The sequence below is a fragment of the Pseudomonas sp. A-RE-19 genome (genome assembly GCF_019956555.1).
Classification (GTDB): domain Bacteria; phylum Pseudomonadota; class Gammaproteobacteria; order Pseudomonadales; family Pseudomonadaceae; genus Aquipseudomonas.
The window spans coordinates 68,617-86,827 of the sequence record NZ_JAHBDQ010000055.1 but is presented as its reverse complement, the minus strand read 5'-3'; the positions used below and the strand labels follow the sequence as shown (position 1 = coordinate 86,827).

Genomic DNA, 18,211 nt, shown 5'->3' with positions numbered 1-18,211 from the left:
TTGTGGGAGCGAGCCTGCTCGCGATGAGGGCCTTTCAGCCAACGAAGATGTTGGATGTTAGTCCGCTATCGTGAGCAGGCTCGCTCCCACAATGGTTCGGTGTTTAGTCTGCTGGCTTGGCTCTACGGGCCTTGAAAAACTCACTCAACACCGCACCGCATTCCTCCGCCAACACCCCCCCCTCATACAACACCCGGTGATTCAAAAAGCCCTGGGTAAAGAACTGCCCCTGGCTCTGCACAATCCCGGCCTTGGGTTCCAGCGCGCCATACACCACCCGCGCAATCCGCGAATGCACGATCAGCCCGGCGCACATGCTGCACGGTTCCAGGGTCACGTAGAGCGTACTGCCCGGCAGGCGATAGTTGCTGGCGGCCTGGGCAGCGGCGCGAATCGCGACCATCTCGGCGTGGGCGCTGGGGTCGTTGCCGCTGATCGGGCAATTGAAACCGCGCCCGATGATTTCACCGTCCTGCACCAGCACCGCACCCACGGGCACTTCACCCAGCGCCGCGCCTTGAGCGGCCAGGGCCAGGGCTTCGCGCATGAAATCACGATCACGGCTGCGGTCGATAATCGCTGCGGGGCGAATCTGACGCATCACGCCACCTCGATGGCGGCCATCAGGCCGGTTTCCATGTGATCGATCACATGGCAATGGAACATCCACACCCCTGGGTTATCCGCCACCAGCGCCACTTGCGCGCGCTCGTTCTTGCCCAACAGGTACGTGTCGGTGAAGTACGGGATGACCTTGTGCCGGTTCGAGGCAATGACCTTGAAGCTCATGCCATGCAGGTGGACCGGGTGCTGATACTGAGTCATGTTCTTCAATTCGAAAATATAGCTTTTGCCCTTTACGAGCTTGGCAATCGGTCGATCGGCGCAGGTCTTGTCGGTGATGTCCCAAGCCTTGCCGTTGATCTGCCACAGACTTGGCGGCTTGCCGTTGTCGACGTTGACCGACACCGAACCCACCCATTCAAAATTGAAGTTGAGTTTCTCGGCATTGGCCAGGTCGGGCTCGGCCACCGGGTTGGCGGGCAGCGCCGGCGGCCACTCGGTCGGCGCATCGGTGTTCGCCACCGAGCGGAAGGTGCCCAGGCGTACCGGGCCGTTGCGCAGGGACAATTCCTCGCCGGCCGGCGGTGCCTTGATCGCCAGACAAATGCGCATACCCGGGCCCAACCAGTATTCCTTGCCCAGTGGGCGCGGTTCAATCGGATTGCCGTCCAACGCGTAGATCTGCGCTTCGACGCCGGGGATATTCAGACGATACGTCAGCGTGTTGTCGAGGTTGAGCAGGCGTACGCGGGTGATCTGCCCGGCGGGCAAGTCGATCACCGCTTGCGAGACGCCGTTGATGGTCGACAGCCCACCCGCCGTGCCGCCACGGGCTGCTTCGCGAGGAATGCTGAACGCGACGAACGCGCCCTCTTCATCGACGTGCCAGCTCTTGAGGCTCAGGGTCTTTTCGTATTTGAAACCGGTGGGCTCGCGCTCTTCGATGATCAACGGACCGACCAATCCGCGACCGAGCTCTTCGCTGCTGTTCACGTGCGGGTGATACCAGTAGCTGCCGGCGTCGGGCACGCGGAATTTGTAGTCGAAGTACTCGCCCGGCAGCACCGGCAATTGCGAGACATACGGCACGCCGTCCATTTCCAGTGGCAGGCGGATGCCGTGCCAGTGAATGGTGGTCGCCACCGGCAGGTGGTTGATGAAGCGCACCCGCAGCCATTCGCCCTGACGCACGCGCAACTCAGTGCCCGGCGCCGATGGGCCGAACGCCCAGGCTTGAGTCTTGTGCCCGGCCACCAGTTCGACGTCCAGCGGGGCGGCGATCAGCTCGTAGTCGTGGCCGGCGTCAGCGTCGGCCATTTTGCCCAGCCAGTAACGCGACGCGCCACCGGCTCCGACACCAACGACAACAAGACCGGCCAGGCCACCGAGGATTTGGCGACGGGTAAAGGACATGAACTCAACTACCTCACGTATCAACCACAGGCGAGGGGCCTGCAAAAGGCGAATACGATACACCTGCGGTTGAGAAACAGTAAGGGCAGCGCGGCGGATGGTCACAGACCTTGGCGAGGCCCTTTGAAAGATCGCAGCCTTCGGCAGCTACTACATTTGATCGGCATACACCCTGTAGGAGCTGCCGAAGGCTGCGATCTTTTCGGGGTCGCGCGGTATGTCTGATGCAATGCGATTGCAGAATGTGTGGCCGCTTCACTGATCGTTACTTAGTCGCCGTCAATCAAGGAATCGCCCTACATCCATTTCCACCTTTCCCGACTTCTTTCCTGATCGATCCCCCGCAAAGTCCCCGCGCCTTATTTTCATGCGTTGTTGGAGCACGTCGCACGCATCGAACAAGAACTCGCTGTTATCTCTGAGACGGATAGATTTTATGACCGCTTCGCGCTCAATCGCGGGCAAGCCACGCTCCCACAGGATTGAAGTTGTTCCCCTATTTGGCGGTCTGCCTCGATTCCGTAGGAGCGAGGCTTGCCCGCGAAGGCGGTCTTACAGTCGGCGAAATTTCTGGGCAATGTCGTCGGAAGTTTCCTTCAAAACGTATCGGTCTCCATGAACTGGTGTGAAGTGAGATCCGTGGATAGTCTTTGGCTGTCACTGCGAATGCAGTGGCAGGGTGTAGGAGCCCTCTCTCATGGTGCAACAGCTTTGTCGTTTGATTGCGGCGCTTAATTCGTGTCCGTAAGATCGTTCGCGGCGGCTGTGCGCGGGACACGCTTCGGCGTGGCCGAGGTCCATGAGTGCTCGGTACTCCTACTCCTGCGCATGGCTGCCACCCAAACCTGTAGGAGGGTGCGTTGGCAGCTCATATTCATACTCATGGAAATTACAAATGACGACGCTAACGCCAGACCCACCCTACGAAAAACCAATTCCCCACCCCGACAACCGCTTCATGGCGCTCACCAGCAACTGCACCGACATGCCCACGCTGTTCGTCGATACCCACGCGCCGATCGATGTTTTGTATGACGCTGCCAGCTATCGAATTCGCGCAGTCACTCAAGTGCTTGAGAACCTGTCCATGCGCGGCTCGGTCGAGTGTGATTCGATGATCCTCAGCGACTTCGCTTTGCTCTGCGCCATTCCGTTGCGGGATGGGTGCGATGTGCTGGATGTAATTGGGCGGCGGTTGCGGGCTCGGCCATTGGAGTAGCGTCGAGCTGTTTCTTGTGGCGAGGGAGCTTGCTCCCTCGCCACAAGAGCAAGATCAAAAGATCGCAGCCTTCGGCAGCTCCTACGGGAGTTTGCGTCGGGAGAGGGGCCGCTTCGCGACCCACAAAGGTCCGGTTATGGCTGAAGGCCGGTGATCAGATGAACAATTCCACCCTCCAGCATCATCACCCCCGGTACCCCCGCCGCCGTCAATGCCTGCCGATCCATCTGCGCCGCATCTCGCAGTTCAACTCGCACCCGGGTCAGCGCCACGTGCTGCTGCGACTTGAGGTTATCCACACCGCCCAGCGCGGCCACGACATTCGCGGCCAAACCGAAAACGGGCTGAGCCACCACTTTCGGCTCATCCACCACCAGATCCGGCGTCAACGCTTTCCAGAACGCCCGCTGCATTTTCTCGAACATGCTCAGTTCTCCAGAACCAGTGAAGTATCGACCGTCGCCTCGTGGTGCAGCCGCAATGCCTCGCGTACCTGCTCGGCACTTTCCAACCCCAGTACTTGCTGGGCGATGGCCTCACAATCCAGCAGGTCCACTTCGCGGACCGCCGCTTTGATCGCCGGAATCAATGGCACGCTCACCGACAGCTCATCCACGCCAAGCCCCAGTAACAGCGGCACCGCCAGTTTTTCCGACGCCAGGGCGCCACACACGCCGACCCATTTGCCATGGGCATGAGCGGCTTTCACCGTGCTGGCGATCAGGCGCAGCACCGACGGGTGAAAACTGTCGGCCTGACTGGCCAACCGTGGGTGATCGCGGTCCATGGCCAGGGTGTATTGGGTCAGGTCGTTGGTGCCGATGGAGAAGAAATCCACCTCGGGCGCAAACAGATCAGCCATCAACGCCGCCGCCGGTACTTCGATCATGATCCCCAGTTTCGGCAGTTCCGTGAGCCCTAATGTCAGCGCCTCTTCTTCAAGCAGCTGACGGGCCAACCGCAACTCGGACAGCTGCGCGACCATCGGCAGCATGATGTGCAGACGAGCCAGTCCGGCGCTGCTCAGAATTGCCTTGAACTGATCGCGCAACAGCTGCGGACGCTCCAGGCACAAACGAATCCCGCGCATCCCCAAAAACGGATTGGTTTCGTGATCCATCGGCACGTAAGCCAACGGTTTGTCACCGCCGACATCCAGGGTGCGCACCACCAGATTGCGCGCCGGGCCCAAGGTGCGGGCGATGGCGCTGTAGGTGGAGGCCTGCTCGTCATGGCTCGGCGCGTGGTTGCGATCCAGATAAAGAAACTCCGAACGCAACAGACCAACGCCCTCGCCGCCCAGCGTCATGGCCTGTTCGGCTTCGACCAGCGACGCGATATTGGCGGTGATTTCAACGTGATGTCCATCACGGGTACAGGCAGCCAGCCCTGCATTGGCCAGCTCGTATTGCTGGCGTTTCTTTTGCTGCTGACGATGGGTTTGCAACTGCTCGATGGCGGCCAACTCGGGATCCAGCTGCAACTCGCCCTTGTCGGCATCGAGCAACACCCGGGTGCCGTTGGCCAGTGCCAACACCTGAACCGGCAAGCCGCAGATCGCCGGCAAGCCGAAAGCCCGTGCAAGAATCGCCACGTGGCTGGTAGCGCCACCGCCGACCGTGGCGAACCCCAGCACCTTGCGCGTGTCCAGGCCAGCCGTTTGGGAGGGCGTCAGTTGCTCGGCAATCAGAATCGCCCCGTCCGGCAACTCCATCACACGATCTTCTACACCGAGAATCAACTTGAGCACCCGTTGACCGACGTCGGCCAAATCCGCCGCTCGTTCGGCCAGCAAGGCATTGCCCAGGCTTTTGAACAAGGCTGCCGTCGACTCGGTGGCCGCTCGCCAGGCGAAACCGGCGCTGTTGCCGGCATCGATCAGTGCCAGGGCCTGATCCAGCAGGCCTGGGTCTTCGAGCAGTTCCTGATGCGCCTTGAAGATGTCTGCCTGGGCGTCACCCGTGGCGTTGTCACGCAACTGCTGCAGGGCCAGAATTGCCGCAGCCAACGCCCGGGACAAGTGCTCGCGCTCTGCCTGAGGACTCACGCCGAACTCACTCACCTCGAGAGTCTGCTGCGCAATCTGCACCACTTGGCCAAACGCCGACCCCGCCGATGCACACACGCCGCGCAGCACCTTCAGCGATGAGGCCTCGACGGCAACCGCCTCAACCTCTGCCACCACCGTCACGGCTTCCCCACAACCGGCGGCCAGCAACTCGGCCAGCGTCTTGATCGCCATTTCGGCATCCGCGCCCGCCGCGCTGACCTGCAGGCTGTCACCATGGGCGGTCTGCAAAGCCATGATCGCCACCAGGGATTTGGCGTTCGCGCTGTCCTGCTGTTTATGCAGGCAAATGCTCGCCGAAAAGCCTTTCGCCGCCTGGGCAAACACTGCCGCAGGGCGCGCGTGCAAGCCGTTGGCATTGGGCAGCGTCACCGGTTTGGAGAACAACGCTTCGCCCTCCTGCGCAATCCGCTCATCGGCCACCACTTCGGATGGATTCAGACTCAGCAGCGGCTGACCACTTTCCACCACACCCGTCTCGGGCGCCAGCCAGGTGAATGGCTCACCACTGACCACCAGCATCAAGGTCAACAAACTGCGGGCGTTCAAGGCAATGTAATCGGCATCGAACTCGATCAGCGCCTGCCCCGTCACCACCCGCTGACCTTCTTCCACCAACCGGGTGAACCCCTTGCCGGCCAGGTTCACGGTGTCGAGGCCAATGTGCATCAACACCTGCACACCGTTGTCGTCAGTGATGCTGACCGCATGCCCACTGGCCTGCACATTGCTGATCACTCCGGCCAGCGGTGCGCACAAAGTTTGCGAGGTCGGATCGATGCACAGACCGTCACCGATCACGCGGCTGGAAAACACCTGATCGGGCACCTGGTCCAGCGGCATCAGTACGCCGGACAAAGGTGCCAGCAGTTGCAATTGTTGGGGTGTGGCCATGACGTCACCTGCTGTTTTGTTCTTTATAAAAGACGCTTGTGATCTCGCGGTACCGGGTAGGCGGTGTTTATTTCCACCAATACTCGACCTGCAATCCGACGTTCGAACCGTGTCGCGCCGTGCCGAAGGTGCCGGTGTCGGACAACGCCGAACCCGCCGCCAGTTCATTGGCCGCCCGTTTGGCCGCCTCGTTCCAGCTGGCATAGGTGTAATACAGACGCACCTCGGGGCGCGCCCAGAATTCCGGGCCCTTGGGCGACCAGGTCGGGGCGAAGGTGAACTTGCTCAACTTGCGCGTCCCGCCCGTGGCTTCGACCTGATCGTGGCCCAGTTCGGTTACCAGTTTGAACTGTTCGGTAATCGCATACGCCGGGCGAATCCCAAGGGAAATCCAGTTCTGGTCGGCTCCGTCCGGGCGAATGTCTTTCTGGTAGACCGCTTCGACCTGCCCGCCGAAACGCGGCGTCACTTGCCAGTCGAAGAACTCCACCACCCGGTAGCTTTTGCTGCTGTCGTCCAACTTCACGTTACCGGTATAGCCCAACCCGGTGCCGGGGCCTTCGCCGTACTGAAAGGCCAGTTTGTTCTTGCCGCCCAGAAAGCCTTTTTGCACATGCTGGGTGGTGATCGCCCAACCACGATGAGCGTCGCGGCTATCGGGCTTGTCGATGTAGCTCAGGCCGAATTCCAGTTCGCCGCCCGGGTTGGTATTGAAGCCGGCGACGTTGAAATCGTGACGGTTGATGTAGTCCTTCTGGTACAGGTTGTCCTTGCGCGAGAAGGCGTAGCTGTACTTCAGATCACCGATCAGCACATCTTCGATACCGCCGCCGGTGGCGCTCTGGTTCCAGTAGTAGAAGTCGGAAATGTGGATATCGTTCCGTTTGTAGTAACGCCGACCGGCCCACAACGAACCGCCGTTGAGGCTGGGCATGTTCGACCATTGCGCGTACATCTGCGGCATGCGCACCGAGCCGTTGTCACCGTTGAACGTCAGGTCCTTGTCGTACTGGTTATACAGCGATGCCATGCCATCGACGCTGAGCACCGAACCATCGTCCAGGGTGTACAGATCCTGGCGCAGTTCAAGTTCGGCGTACTGCTCACATTCGTTACCCAAGCGGTATTTGGTCTGCGCTCCCGGCAATTGGAAACATTGCTGTTTACCGCTGTTAACCGAGGTGCCGACGCCGCTACGCACGTAACCGGCGAACTCCAGCGCCTGGGCCGACAGTGGTAATGCCAGGCACACGCCCGCCGCTACAAGGCTGCGATTTATTGTTGTCTTCAAGTACCACCTCATTATTTTTATTGTGTGATGCAGCAAAAAACGGCGCGCAAAACTCCCCCGCGCAGCGTTCTGCGTGTTTTTTAAAACGGTGCTTTTATTGGTTAAGGGCTAGTGGTGAGTCAGGTGCAGCACGAACGACTCAAACGGCCGTAAAAACACCTGCCGATTGCGCAGCGGACAGTCCGGGTAGTTGCTGATCACCAACCGTTGCCCCATCGCTTCGCTGATCACGTCACCCGGCAGTTCGACTTCGCACGGCGTGCCGTAGAAGTTGTTCAGCACCAGCAAACGCTCGCCATGGCCTTCACGCACGTAGGCCCAGATTTGCGTGTGCTCAGGCAACAACTGCCGATACACACCGTCGGACATCAGCGTTTCACGGCGGCGCAGAGCGATCAGCTGACGGTAGTGATGCAGCACGGAATCCGGGTCGTCGAGTTGGTGCGCGACGTTGATCTGCGCCGCGTTGGCCGGTACCCCGATCCAGGGCTCGACCACACTGAAACCGGCGTTCGGCTCGGCGTTCCAGTGCATGGGCGTGCGACCGTTATCCCGGGACTTCTGCATGATCGCCGCCATGTTGTCGACGTCGCTGCTACCGGCTTCGCGCTTGAGTCGGAAGATGTTCAGGGTTTCGACATCGCGGTACTGATCGATGTGATCGAACCCCGGATTGGTCATGCCCAGTTCTTCACCTTGATACACGAACGGCGTGCCCTGCAGAAAATGCAGCGCCGTGCCGAGCATCTTCGCCGACACCACCCGATGCTCGCCGTCATGACCAAAACGCGAGACCACCCGTGGCTGGTCATGGTTACACCAGAACAGTGCGTTCCAGCCGCCGCCGGCCTGCATGCCGGTTTGCCAGTCGGAGAGAATGCGCTTGAGTGCGAGGAAGTCGAAATCGGCGCGAACCCACTTTTGCAGGTTCGGGTAATCCACCTTCAAGTGATGAAAGTTGAAGGTCATCGACAGTTCTTTCGACTCCGCCCGCGAATAGCGGATGCAGTGTTCCAGACTGGTGGATGACATCTCGCCGACGTTGATCAGGTCATGGCCTTCGAACACTTCACGGTGCATCTGCTGCAAGTATTCGTGGACGTTCGGGCCGTCGGTGTAGAAACGTCGACCGTCGGTATTGTCCTCGGGGAAATCCGCTGGTTTGGAAATCAGGTTGATCACGTCCAGACGGAAACCACCCACGCCTTTGTCGCGCCAGAAACGCATCATCTTGAAGACTTCGGCACGCACCTGGGGGTTGTCCCAGTTCAGGTCGGCCTGCGTGTGATCGAACAAGTGCAGGTAATACTGGCCGGTCTGGGCTTCGTACTCCCAGGCCGAACCGCCGAACTTGGATTCCCAGTTGTTCGGCTGGTCGCGCCAGATGTAGAAATCGCGGTAAGGGTTGTCGAGGCTGCTGCGGGCCTGCTGGAACCAGGTGTGTTCGATCGAGGTGTGATTGACCACGATGTCGAGCATCAATTTGATCCCGCGCTTGCCGGCCTCGGCGATCAGCAACTCGCAGTCGGCCATGGTCCCGTAGCTCGGGTCGATGGCGTAGTAATCGCTGATGTCGTAACCGTTGTCGCGCTGGGGCGAACGCAGGAACGGCGTGATCCACAGGCAATCGACACCCAGCCAGTGCAGGTAATCGAGCTTGGCCACGACGCCGAGCAAATCCCCCGTGGGGTTGCCGGCGTGGCTGTGAAAACTCTTCGGGTAGATCTGGTAGATCACCGAACGTTGCCAGTCTTGCATGGCGGGAATCCTTCGATAAGTTTTGTATTGGGCTTGAGGGCCCCTTCGCGAGCAGGCTCGCTCCCACAGTTGATCGCATTCCAATGTGGGAGCGAGCCTGCTCGCGATAGCGATCTATCAGGCGACCCGATACCCAGGTCGGACAATCCTCATGCTCAACCCGCAGGTCAGAACAAACGGCACGACCATGGCAATCACCATCCCGACCACAAACATCGGGATGAACTGCGGAATGATCGAGATGAAACCGGGCAAACCGCCGACGCCGATCGCCGAGGCCTGGACCTTGTTCAGCGACAGAAAAATGCTGCCCAGTGCCGAGCCGATCAGGGCCGCATAGAACGGAAACTTGTAGCGCAGGTTGACCCCGAACATGGCCGGTTCGGTGATGCCGAAGTAGGCGGATATCGCCGAGGTCGAGGCCATGCTTTTGTCCCGCACACTGCGGGTCATGTAGAACACCGCCAGTGCCGCGCTGCCCTGGGCGAGGTTGGACATGACGATCATCGGCCAGATGAAAGTGCCGCCCTGGGTGGAGATCAATTGCAGGTCGACCGCGAGAAACATGTGGTGCATGCCGGTGATCACCAACGGTGCGTAGAGCAGCCCGAAAATCGCGCCGCCGACCATGGGCGCCAGGTCGAACAGGGTGACCACGCCTTCGGTGATGAGAATCCCCAGATGACGGGTTACCGGGCCAATCACCGCCAGCGCCAGCACACCGGTGACGACGATGGTCGTGATCGGCACCACCAGCAATTGCACCGCGTTAGGCACTCGCGCCCGCAGCCACTTTTCGATGACGCTCATCACGTAGGCCGCCATCAGGATCGGCAGGATTTGCCCCTGATAACCGACCTTCTCGATCTGAAACAGGCCGAGGATGTCGAAGTACGGCAGGCTCTGCCCCTCCAGCCCCGCCACCGCTTTGCCGTAGTTCCAGGCGTTGAGCAGATCCGGGTGCACCAGCATCAGGCCGAGCACGATGCCGAGGATTTCGCTGCCGCCAAAGCGCTTGGCCGCCGACCAGCCCACCAGTGCCGGGAGAAACACGAACGAGGTGTTGGCCATCAGGTTGATCAGGCTCCAGAGCCCGTCAAGTTTCGGGTAGGCGTCCAGCAGGGTCTTGCCCTCGATGAACATGCCCTTGGCACCGATCAGGTTGTTGATGCCCATCAGCAGGCCGGCAATGATCAGCGCCGGGAGGATCGGCATGAACACGTCGGAAAACACCCGCACCAATCGCTGCATCGGGTGGATCTTTTCGACGCTTTTTTGTTTAACGTCGGCGATGGTCGAGGCGGCGAGACCGGTTTGCCGGCGCAACTCGGCGTAAACCTTTTCCACTTCACCGGGGCCAATGACCACCTGGAACAGGCCGCCGGTAAAGAACGAGCCTTTGACCAGATCGATCTGGTTCAGCGTGGCGCTGTTGACCAGACTCGGGTCCTTGAGGGCCAGGCGCAGCCGGGTGACGCAATGCGCGGCCTGCTCGAGGTTGTCGCTGCCACCGAGGCTGTGCAGCAGCTCAGTGACGATATTCGGATAGTCGTGGCTCATGCTTGTTCTTCCACTGTAGTTTTTTGTTATTGGCAGCATGCCGAAGCGAAAAGTACTCGTCTGTACGAGTGATTGCAACAACTCGTACAGACGAGTTTGATTTTGTTTATCCTGAACCCGACAGGCGGCGATATTTCCTACCTCAGAAGTCAAAGAAACCCAAAGCCGCATGGACAAACCCCTACCCTGCCCTTAAGGTTCAAAACCTTGAGCACAGCGCGGCATAGAGCCATCCCCATGAGTAAATACAACCAGATCTACAGCGATCTGCTTGCCAGCATCACGACCGAACGTCTGGAACGCGGCGCCCGATTGCCCTCCGAAACCGAACTGATGGACAGCTATCAAGCCAGTCGCGGCACCGTGCGCAAGGCCATCGAGCAACTACAGGAGCGCGGTTTCGCGCAGAAAGTCCACGGCAAAGGCACCTTCGTGCTGTCGACCAACCCGATCGAATTTCAGCTCGGCGGTATCGTCAGCTTCCAGGAAACCTACCCGCGACTGGGCAACGACGTCAGCACCGAGGTGGTCGAATTCACCCAGATTCCCCTCGAAGGCCCACTGCTCGAACACATCAAGGCAGCAGAAGGCAGCCTGATCACGCGGATCAAGCGCGTGCGGCGAATCGACGGCAAACGGGTGATCCTCGACATCAACCATTTCGTCAGCGACGTGATTCCCGGCCTGTCCCGCGACATCGCCGAACAATCGATCTACGCCTTCATCGAGCAGACCCTGCAACTGCAAATCGCCTACGCCCAGCGCACCATCGAAGCGGTGCCGCGCAGCAAGGACGACCAGCAACACCTGGACCTCGATGGCCAGAGCCATGTGATCGTGGTCAGCAACCAGACTTTCCTACAGGACGGGCGACAATTCGAATACACCGAATCGCGGCATACGCTGGATAAGTTCTACTTTTCGGATGTGGCCCGGCGCTGACACTACAGAACATTGAATCGCGTTGTGCACTACATATGTAGCGCACATTCCTTGAGCGATCGGGTCATCCTCGATGCCCATTTCTCAAGGATAGAGAACGCATGAATCCGATTGAAATCCATTCACTTTCCAACTCCACAGACAAGGCCACTCTCACAACGATCGCCAGCACTGTCGTCAGGTCATGCCCGAGCCTGCAAGACACGGCTCACGAAGTGGCCAGCGATCTCCTCAAAAAATACGGGGTTGTCGGCCTCGATCCGGATCACGTCTATTTCCATCGGTTCAAGGCGGCCCAAAGCAATTCGGCATCGTTCACCGGTTGGGAGCACATCAGCGAAAAACCCTATGAATCGATGACCTTGTCGCAATTGGTCATCCATCGTTTTCGCCCCACCGATCAAGACAATGCAGACCTGTTGGATCTCTACAGTGGCTTCTACGCCGCAGGCCCCGAGGCCGGAGATTTCAATCAGACCAACGAGGTCCGCCTGCATGGCAACGACGTACTCAACTATTTCTGGAGTGTCGATTTCAGCACGCTCTACAACGACAGGCTCAGTGGCTTCTGGAATGACTTCTCCCGTGACTTCAGAACCCTGGCCAAGAGCAACTTCCTCGGCAAAGCCCTTGAAGCTCACGAGCATGGGCAACTGACTGATACAGATTTCCAGAGTGTCATCGCCGCCGTTACTGCAACCCCCGAGGAACCCGTCAGCCTGGCAATGTTGCAGGCTGAATCGCCAGCCAGCGGCGGCCTGCAGGTCCACTCGCTGGCCATCGCCGGCCATGTCGCCACCGATATCCTGCGCATCAGGACACCACAGGGCAGGCAGATCCTTTACGTCCCCGGCGAAGCCGAAGCATTCCACGGGCTGGAAACCGACGTGGATTTGCATTGGTGGGTGATCAATCAGCTGAACACCGAAGCCCCGCGCCACGCCTTCATGAGCCATTTCCCCCTGGCCGATCGCCAAGCCATGAGTGACAACCTCACCGACCTGATGAACAGGCTGGTAAGCGCCTGGGGCAAGTACGATCATCGGCTGATCAATGAAAACAGCGTGAAGATCACGGGCGATGCGTTCAGTTGGCTACGCGACTCGACCAAAGCCGCCATGTTCGAAGAAGCCCGGCTGTCATTGACGTCCAACGGCGACTTACGGAAAAAGTTGTGGATCGGTTATTTGAGCGCCAGTGCAAAAGCCTTCGGCCCTCTGGCCACCATCGGCTGGCCGATAGCCCTGCCCGTCATCGGCGCCAGCCTGGTCAATATGGGGCTTGAGATCGATCAAGCCGTAAATGCCAAGACCTCTGCGGAACGCAAAGCCGGAGTGATCGGCGCGATCACCAGTGGCATCGATACGCTGTTCAATGTCCCATTCCTGATAGGCGCGGGCCGGATACCGGCCGTCGGCGCACAAATCGAGGCAGGTGAAGTGGCCGAGCTGGAGGGACTGAGAGAAAACCTCCCATCTGCGGAACCATTGCCGGAGGTTGCGCAGGGACAAAACGTACTATCGGCAGAGCGGATGGCTCCCTTTGAGGAGGAAACGATTGCCGAAGAAGAAACGCCAATACCAGTGCAATCATTGCTCCCGGACGCGACCAAAGACGCAGGTATCGTGCCGGACCATTACGCCTGCAATGAACTGCTCGAAAGCGTGACCCCAGTCAGCGAGCCCGGAAAATATCAGGGCATCTATCGACTCGACTCGGACCCTTCCACTGCCATCATGATGAATGACATGGCCTATTACGTGCGTTATTTCCCCGATACCGAAGAAAGCGGTCACTGGGCGATCATCGATCCGGCAAGACCCAATCAATTCATCCACTCGCTGCCGGTACGCTTGAATATTCAGGGGGAATGGGAGCTGATGCCACGCCTTGGGCTCAAAGGCAGCGGCAAAAATCTCAGCAAACCCAAGGCAAACCCAATAACGGACTCCACAACGCCACAGGCGGGACCGTCAAGGCTACCCGCTCAGCGCCGACCATTGGTTCCTGCCGTCCCCGAACGTATTGCCACCCGCTACGATGTTAATCCGCAACACAAGCAGCAAATGAAGCCATGGGTCCTGAAAGAGCTGAATAACCGGGGCATGGAGCCTACCCATGAGAGCCTCATCGATTCGTTCACTCACGAGCTTCACCTGACTTCCTTTCGGGGGGCTCTGCTCAGAGACGCACAGGCCTTTGACGCTGATCTGAACTGGACCAGCCTGCCGCCGCGCCCTCCCGTTCCGCTCAACGTCGGCACAAGCGCCGAACTGATAGAACAAACTTTTGCGAAGTTCCAGGGCCTGGTCATCGGTGAAAGCCAGGAACGCATCGCCAGCAGTCAGTTCCTGATCGAGAACATGCCCCTGTTCGCCAGACAAGGCGTCAAGACACTGTATATGCCGCGCTTGCTCAATGACTTCAATCAGGCCGACCTGGATGTGTTTTTCGCAGGCGGGAGCGAGGCCATGCCCCAGGATCTTGAACAATACCTGACAGCACTTGACGCCGATCGACCGGGACCGTTCACCGAGATCGAGGTCGTCAGAAGCGCTCGTCGCAACGGTATCCGTGTCCAGGCCACCGATTGTGCTGCCAGCTTTATCCTCACGTCTCCCGGTTTCTCCGAGGCAGAAAAACAGAGCACCGGTAATTACTTGACGAGCCAGCTCTTTGGCTTTGATCAATCCGTGCGCGGCGCCAGTAAATGGGTCGCCGTAACCGCCCCGGAAAACACCAATACCTTCAGGTCGATCGCGGGCCTGAGTGAACGTAAGCGCGGCCTGGGTTTAAGAATCGAAGAAGTCGGACCGGGACAAGGGCGAGGTATTTCCATCGACTCGGGCATTGAAATCAACAGCACCGAAGTGACTCAAGATCACCTTTTTGTCAGAGCCACCGACACCCTGTACGCCGATCTCAGCCTGCACGTCGATACACCGTTTGCCAACAGAACGCCCGCGCAACTTCGGCGCTTGCTGTACAAACGGGGCATGTATTGCTTCGAACACTCGGCACAGAGCGATACGTTATGGCATCGCAACAGTGCATACCTGCTGACCGAGACACCGATAGAACGCCTGGAAAGCGGTAATTACTACATCAATCGACCTTCATGGCCACGGATTGACCGCAAACCCTTCGCCAGCCTGCATCAACTGTCCCAGGCGCTTCATCACAACGGTATGCGACTTCGAGGTCGTATCCCTGATTAACCCGACGGGTTGAAACCCGCGAAGCAAAAACACAAAACCCCGCCTGAGCGGGGTTTTGTCGGTCATCAATGCCTATTCAGAACAGGCATGCAGGAGGATCACTCCCACTCAATCGTCGCCGGTGGCTTGCTCGACACGTCATAAGTGACGCGGGAGATGCCTTCGATTTCATTGATGATGCGGCCGGAGACAGTTTCCAGCAGTTCGTAAGGCAGGTGTGCCCAACGCGCGGTCATGAAGTCGATGGTTTCCACGGCACGCAGGGCAACGACCCAGGCGTAACGACGGCCATCGCCAACCACGCCAACCGATTTCACTGGCTGGAATACCACGAACGCCTGGCTGACCTTGTGGTACCAGTCGGCCTTGCGCAGTTCTTCGATGAAGATGTGGTCGGCGCGACGCAGCAGGTCGGCGTATTCCTTCTTCACTTCACCGAGGATCCGCACGCCCAGGCCCGGGCCCGGGAACGGGTGACGGTAGACCATGTCGTACGGCAGGCCGAGTTCCAGGCCCAGACGACGGACTTCGTCCTTGAACAGCTCGCGCAGCGGTTCAACCAGCTTGAGGTTCATTTCTTCCGGCAGGCCGCCCACGTTGTGGTGCGACTTGATCACGTGAGCCTTGCCGCTTTTGGCGCCAGCCGACTCGATCACGTCCGGGTAAATGGTGCCTTGGGCGAGGTACTTGATGTTATCCAGTTTGTTGGACTGGGCATCGAACACGTCGATGAAGGTACGGCCGATGATCTTGCGCTTTTTCTCTGGGTCGCTTTCGCCAGCCAGGTTGTTCAGGAACTGGTCCTCGGCGTTGGCGCGAATCACCTTGACGCCCATGTTCTCGGCGAACATGGCCATCACTTGCTCGCCTTCGTGCAGACGCAGCAGGCCGTTGTCGACGAACACGCAGGTCAACTGGTCGCCGATGGCCTTGTGCAGCAGCGCGGCAACCACCGAGGAGTCAACGCCGCCGGACAAGCCGAGCAACACGTTGTCGGTGCCAACCTGGGCGCGAACCTGGGCGATGGCGTCTTCAGCAATCTTCGAAGGTGTCCACAGGGCTTCGCAGCCGCAGATGTCGAGGATGAAGCGCGAGAGGATGCGACCACCCTGCTTGGTGTGGGTCACTTCCGGGTGGAACTGCACGCCGTAGTAGCCGCGAGCATCGTTGAACATGCCGGCAATCGGGCAGCTCGGGGTGCTGGCCAGGATGTGGAAGTCTTCCGGCATCTTGGTGACCTTGTCACCGTGGCTCATCCATACGTCGAGGCCGAACAGGCCATCGGCGTCGATGTGGTCTTCGATACCATCGAGCAGACGGCTCTTGCCGACCACGTCAACGCGGGCATAACCGAACTCACGCAGCTCGGAACCTTCGACCTTGCCACCCAGCTGTTCAGCCATGGTCTGCATGCCGTAGCAGATACCGAAGACCGGTACGCCCAGGTCAAACACCGCTTGCGGGCAGCGCGGGCTGTCGGCTACGTGCACGGACTCGGGGCCGCCGGCGAGGATGATCCCTTTCGGCGCGAATTCGCGAATCGCTTCGTCGTCCATGTCGAACGGATGCAGTTCGCAGTACACGCCGATTTCACGCACGCGGCGGGCGATCAGCTGGGTGTATTGGGAACCGAAATCGAGGATCAGGATGCGGTGAGCGTGAATGTCGAGGGCCATGATTCAGTCTCGTCTAAGTAATTCAGAAACAGTCGTGATTCAGAAACAACTCGGGGCTGAATAGAACAGCCCCGGTTGCTTAACGATTTGCTTGAAGCCTCAACCTACGCGGTAGTTTGGCGCTTCTTTGGTGATTTGTACGTCGTGAACGTGGGACTCGGCCATGCCTGCGCCGGTGATCCGCACGAACTCAGGCTTGGTGCGCATTTCTTCGATGTTGGCGCTACCGGTGTAGCCCATGGAAGAACGCAGGCCGCCCATCAGTTGATGGATGATGGCGCTCAGGGTGCCCTTGTAAGGAACACGCCCTTCGATGCCTTCCGGAACCAGTTTCTCGGCGCCCGCCGAGGAGTCCTGGAAGTAACGGTCGGAGGAACCTTGAGCCTGGGACATCGCGCCCAGCGAACCCATGCCGCGGTAAGCCTTGTACGAACGGCCCTGGAACAGTTCGATCTCGCCTGGCGCTTCTTCAGTACCGGCAAACATCGAGCCCATCATTACGCAGGAGGCACCGGCAACGATGGCCTTGGACAGGTCACCGGAGAAACGGATGCCGCCGTCGGCGATCAACGGAACGCCAGTACCTTCGAGGGCAGCGGCGACGTTGGCGATGGCACTGATTTGCGGGACGCCGACACCGGCGACGATACGGGTGGTGCAGATCGAGCCAGGGCCGATACCGACCTTGACTGCGTCAGCGCCAGCTTCGGCCAGGGCCTTGGCGGCAGCGCCGGTGGCGATGTTGCCGCCGATGACCTGCACTTCAGGGAAGTGCTGTTTGACCCAGCGAACGCGGTCGATCACGCCTTTGGAGTGACCGTGAGCAGTGTCGACCACTACCACGTCAACGCCAGCGTGGACCAGGGCAGCGACGCGATCACCGGTGTCTTTACCGGTACCGACTGCCGCACCAACGCGCAGACGACCTTGATCGTCCTTGCTGGCCAGCGGGTAAGCCTTGGCTTTTTCGATGTCGTTGACGGTCATCATGCCTTTGAGGGCGAATTTGTCGTCGACGATCAGAACGCGCTCGATGCGGTGCTTGTGCAGCAGTTCACGCACATCGTTCTTGTTGGCGCCTTCCTTGACCGTGACCAGACGCTCTTTAGGCGTCATCACTTCACGGACGGAGGCGTCCATGCGGTTCTCGAAACGCACGTCACGGGAAGTGACGATGCCGACCAGGTCGCCATCGTGCAGTACCGGAACGCCGGAGATATTGTGCAGGCGGGTCAGTTCGAACAGTTCACGAACCGTGGCGTCAGCCTCGATGGTGATCGGGTCCTTGACCACGCCGGCCTCGTACCGCTTGACCTTACGCACTTCGGCAGCTTGCTGCTCGATGGTCATGTTCTTGTGGATGATACCGATGCCACCTTCCTGAGCCATGGCAATTGCCAGACGGGCTTCAGTAACGGTGTCCATGGCAGCAGAAACCAGTGGAATATTCAGCTCGATGCCACGGGTAAGGCGGGTCTTGAGACTGACTTCGTTAGGAAGAACCTCGGAATAACCGGGCACTAAAAGAATGTCGTCGAAGGTCAGAGCTTCTTGGCTGATACGCAGCATCGCGGGGGCTCCCGAGCGGGAAAATGGAAGCGCGCCATT

General features: G+C 59.3%; 12 protein-coding genes. 3 read left to right on the top strand and 9 right to left on the bottom strand.

Features of this window, described 5'->3' with window-relative positions; genetic code table 11:
* Positions 1 to 103: 103 nt before the first annotated feature.
* Positions 104 to 601 (bottom strand): tRNA adenosine(34) deaminase TadA, encoded by a 498-nt coding sequence (tadA, locus tag KGB14_RS23675; protein WP_008014671.1) that lies wholly within the window; start codon positions 599 to 601, stop codon positions 104 to 106.
* Positions 601 to 1,977: a multicopper oxidase family protein gene (locus tag KGB14_RS23670; protein WP_223489054.1), complete on the bottom strand. Its 1,377-nt coding sequence runs from the start codon at positions 1,975 to 1,977 to the stop codon at positions 601 to 603. Before KGB14_RS23670 ends, tadA begins: the two co-directional genes overlap by 1 nt.
* 895 nt (positions 1,978 to 2,872) lie before the next feature.
* Between KGB14_RS23670 and KGB14_RS23665 the strand changes: the two genes are divergently transcribed.
* Positions 2,873 to 3,196, top strand: a complete 324-nt coding sequence (locus tag KGB14_RS23665) for a hypothetical protein (RefSeq protein ID WP_223489053.1) — start codon at positions 2,873 to 2,875, stop codon at positions 3,194 to 3,196.
* A 134-nt stretch (positions 3,197 to 3,330) separates the two neighbouring features.
* Here the strand turns inward: KGB14_RS23665 and KGB14_RS23660 are convergent, their stop codons facing one another.
* From KGB14_RS23660 to treP, 5 genes are all read right to left on the bottom strand, one after another.
* Positions 3,331 to 3,621: a PTS transporter subunit EIIB gene (locus KGB14_RS23660; RefSeq protein WP_223489052.1), complete on the bottom strand. Its 291-nt coding sequence runs from the start codon at positions 3,619 to 3,621 to the stop codon at positions 3,331 to 3,333.
* 2 nt (positions 3,622 to 3,623) lie between these two features.
* Positions 3,624 to 6,158: a phosphoenolpyruvate--protein phosphotransferase gene (ptsP, locus tag KGB14_RS23655; protein ID WP_223489051.1), complete on the bottom strand. Its 2,535-nt coding sequence runs from the start codon at positions 6,156 to 6,158 to the stop codon at positions 3,624 to 3,626.
* 67 nt (positions 6,159 to 6,225) lie between these two features.
* Entirely contained in the window at positions 6,226 to 7,449 is a 1,224-nt protein-coding gene (locus KGB14_RS23650) for a maltoporin (protein WP_223489050.1), read from the bottom strand.
* Positions 7,450 to 7,557: 108 nt separating this feature from the next.
* On the bottom strand, positions 7,558 to 9,207 hold the full coding sequence (gene treC, locus KGB14_RS23645) for an alpha,alpha-phosphotrehalase (protein WP_223489049.1): 1,650 nt from the start codon (positions 9,205 to 9,207) through the stop codon (positions 7,558 to 7,560).
* A 117-nt stretch (positions 9,208 to 9,324) separates the two neighbouring features.
* The gene (treP, locus tag KGB14_RS23640; protein ID WP_223489048.1) at positions 9,325 to 10,767 is read right to left on the bottom strand and encodes a PTS system trehalose-specific EIIBC component; all 1,443 of its coding nucleotides are present in this window, start codon (positions 10,765 to 10,767) and stop codon (positions 9,325 to 9,327) included.
* A gap of 237 nt (positions 10,768 to 11,004) precedes the next feature.
* Between treP and treR the strand changes: the two genes are divergently transcribed.
* Together treR and KGB14_RS23630 are read left to right on the top strand one after the other, a co-directional pair.
* Positions 11,005 to 11,709 (top strand): trehalose operon repressor, encoded by a 705-nt coding sequence (gene treR, locus KGB14_RS23635; protein ID WP_008014686.1) that lies wholly within the window; start codon positions 11,005 to 11,007, stop codon positions 11,707 to 11,709.
* A gap of 101 nt (positions 11,710 to 11,810) precedes the next feature.
* A complete protein-coding gene (locus KGB14_RS23630; RefSeq protein ID WP_223489047.1) occupies positions 11,811 to 14,927 on the top strand; it encodes a membrane-targeted effector domain-containing toxin in 3,117 nt (1,038 codons plus the stop codon).
* A 98-nt stretch (positions 14,928 to 15,025) separates the two neighbouring features.
* Here the strand turns inward: KGB14_RS23630 and guaA are convergent, their stop codons facing one another.
* Both guaA and guaB read right to left on the bottom strand, forming a co-directional pair.
* A complete protein-coding gene (guaA, locus tag KGB14_RS23625; protein ID WP_223489046.1) occupies positions 15,026 to 16,603 on the bottom strand; it encodes a glutamine-hydrolyzing GMP synthase in 1,578 nt (525 codons plus the stop codon).
* A gap of 99 nt (positions 16,604 to 16,702) precedes the next feature.
* Complete coding sequence (gene guaB, locus KGB14_RS23620) at positions 16,703 to 18,172, bottom strand: IMP dehydrogenase (RefSeq protein ID WP_223489045.1); 1,470 nt, start codon at positions 18,170 to 18,172, stop codon at positions 16,703 to 16,705.
* Positions 18,173 to 18,211: the final 39 nt, after the last annotated feature.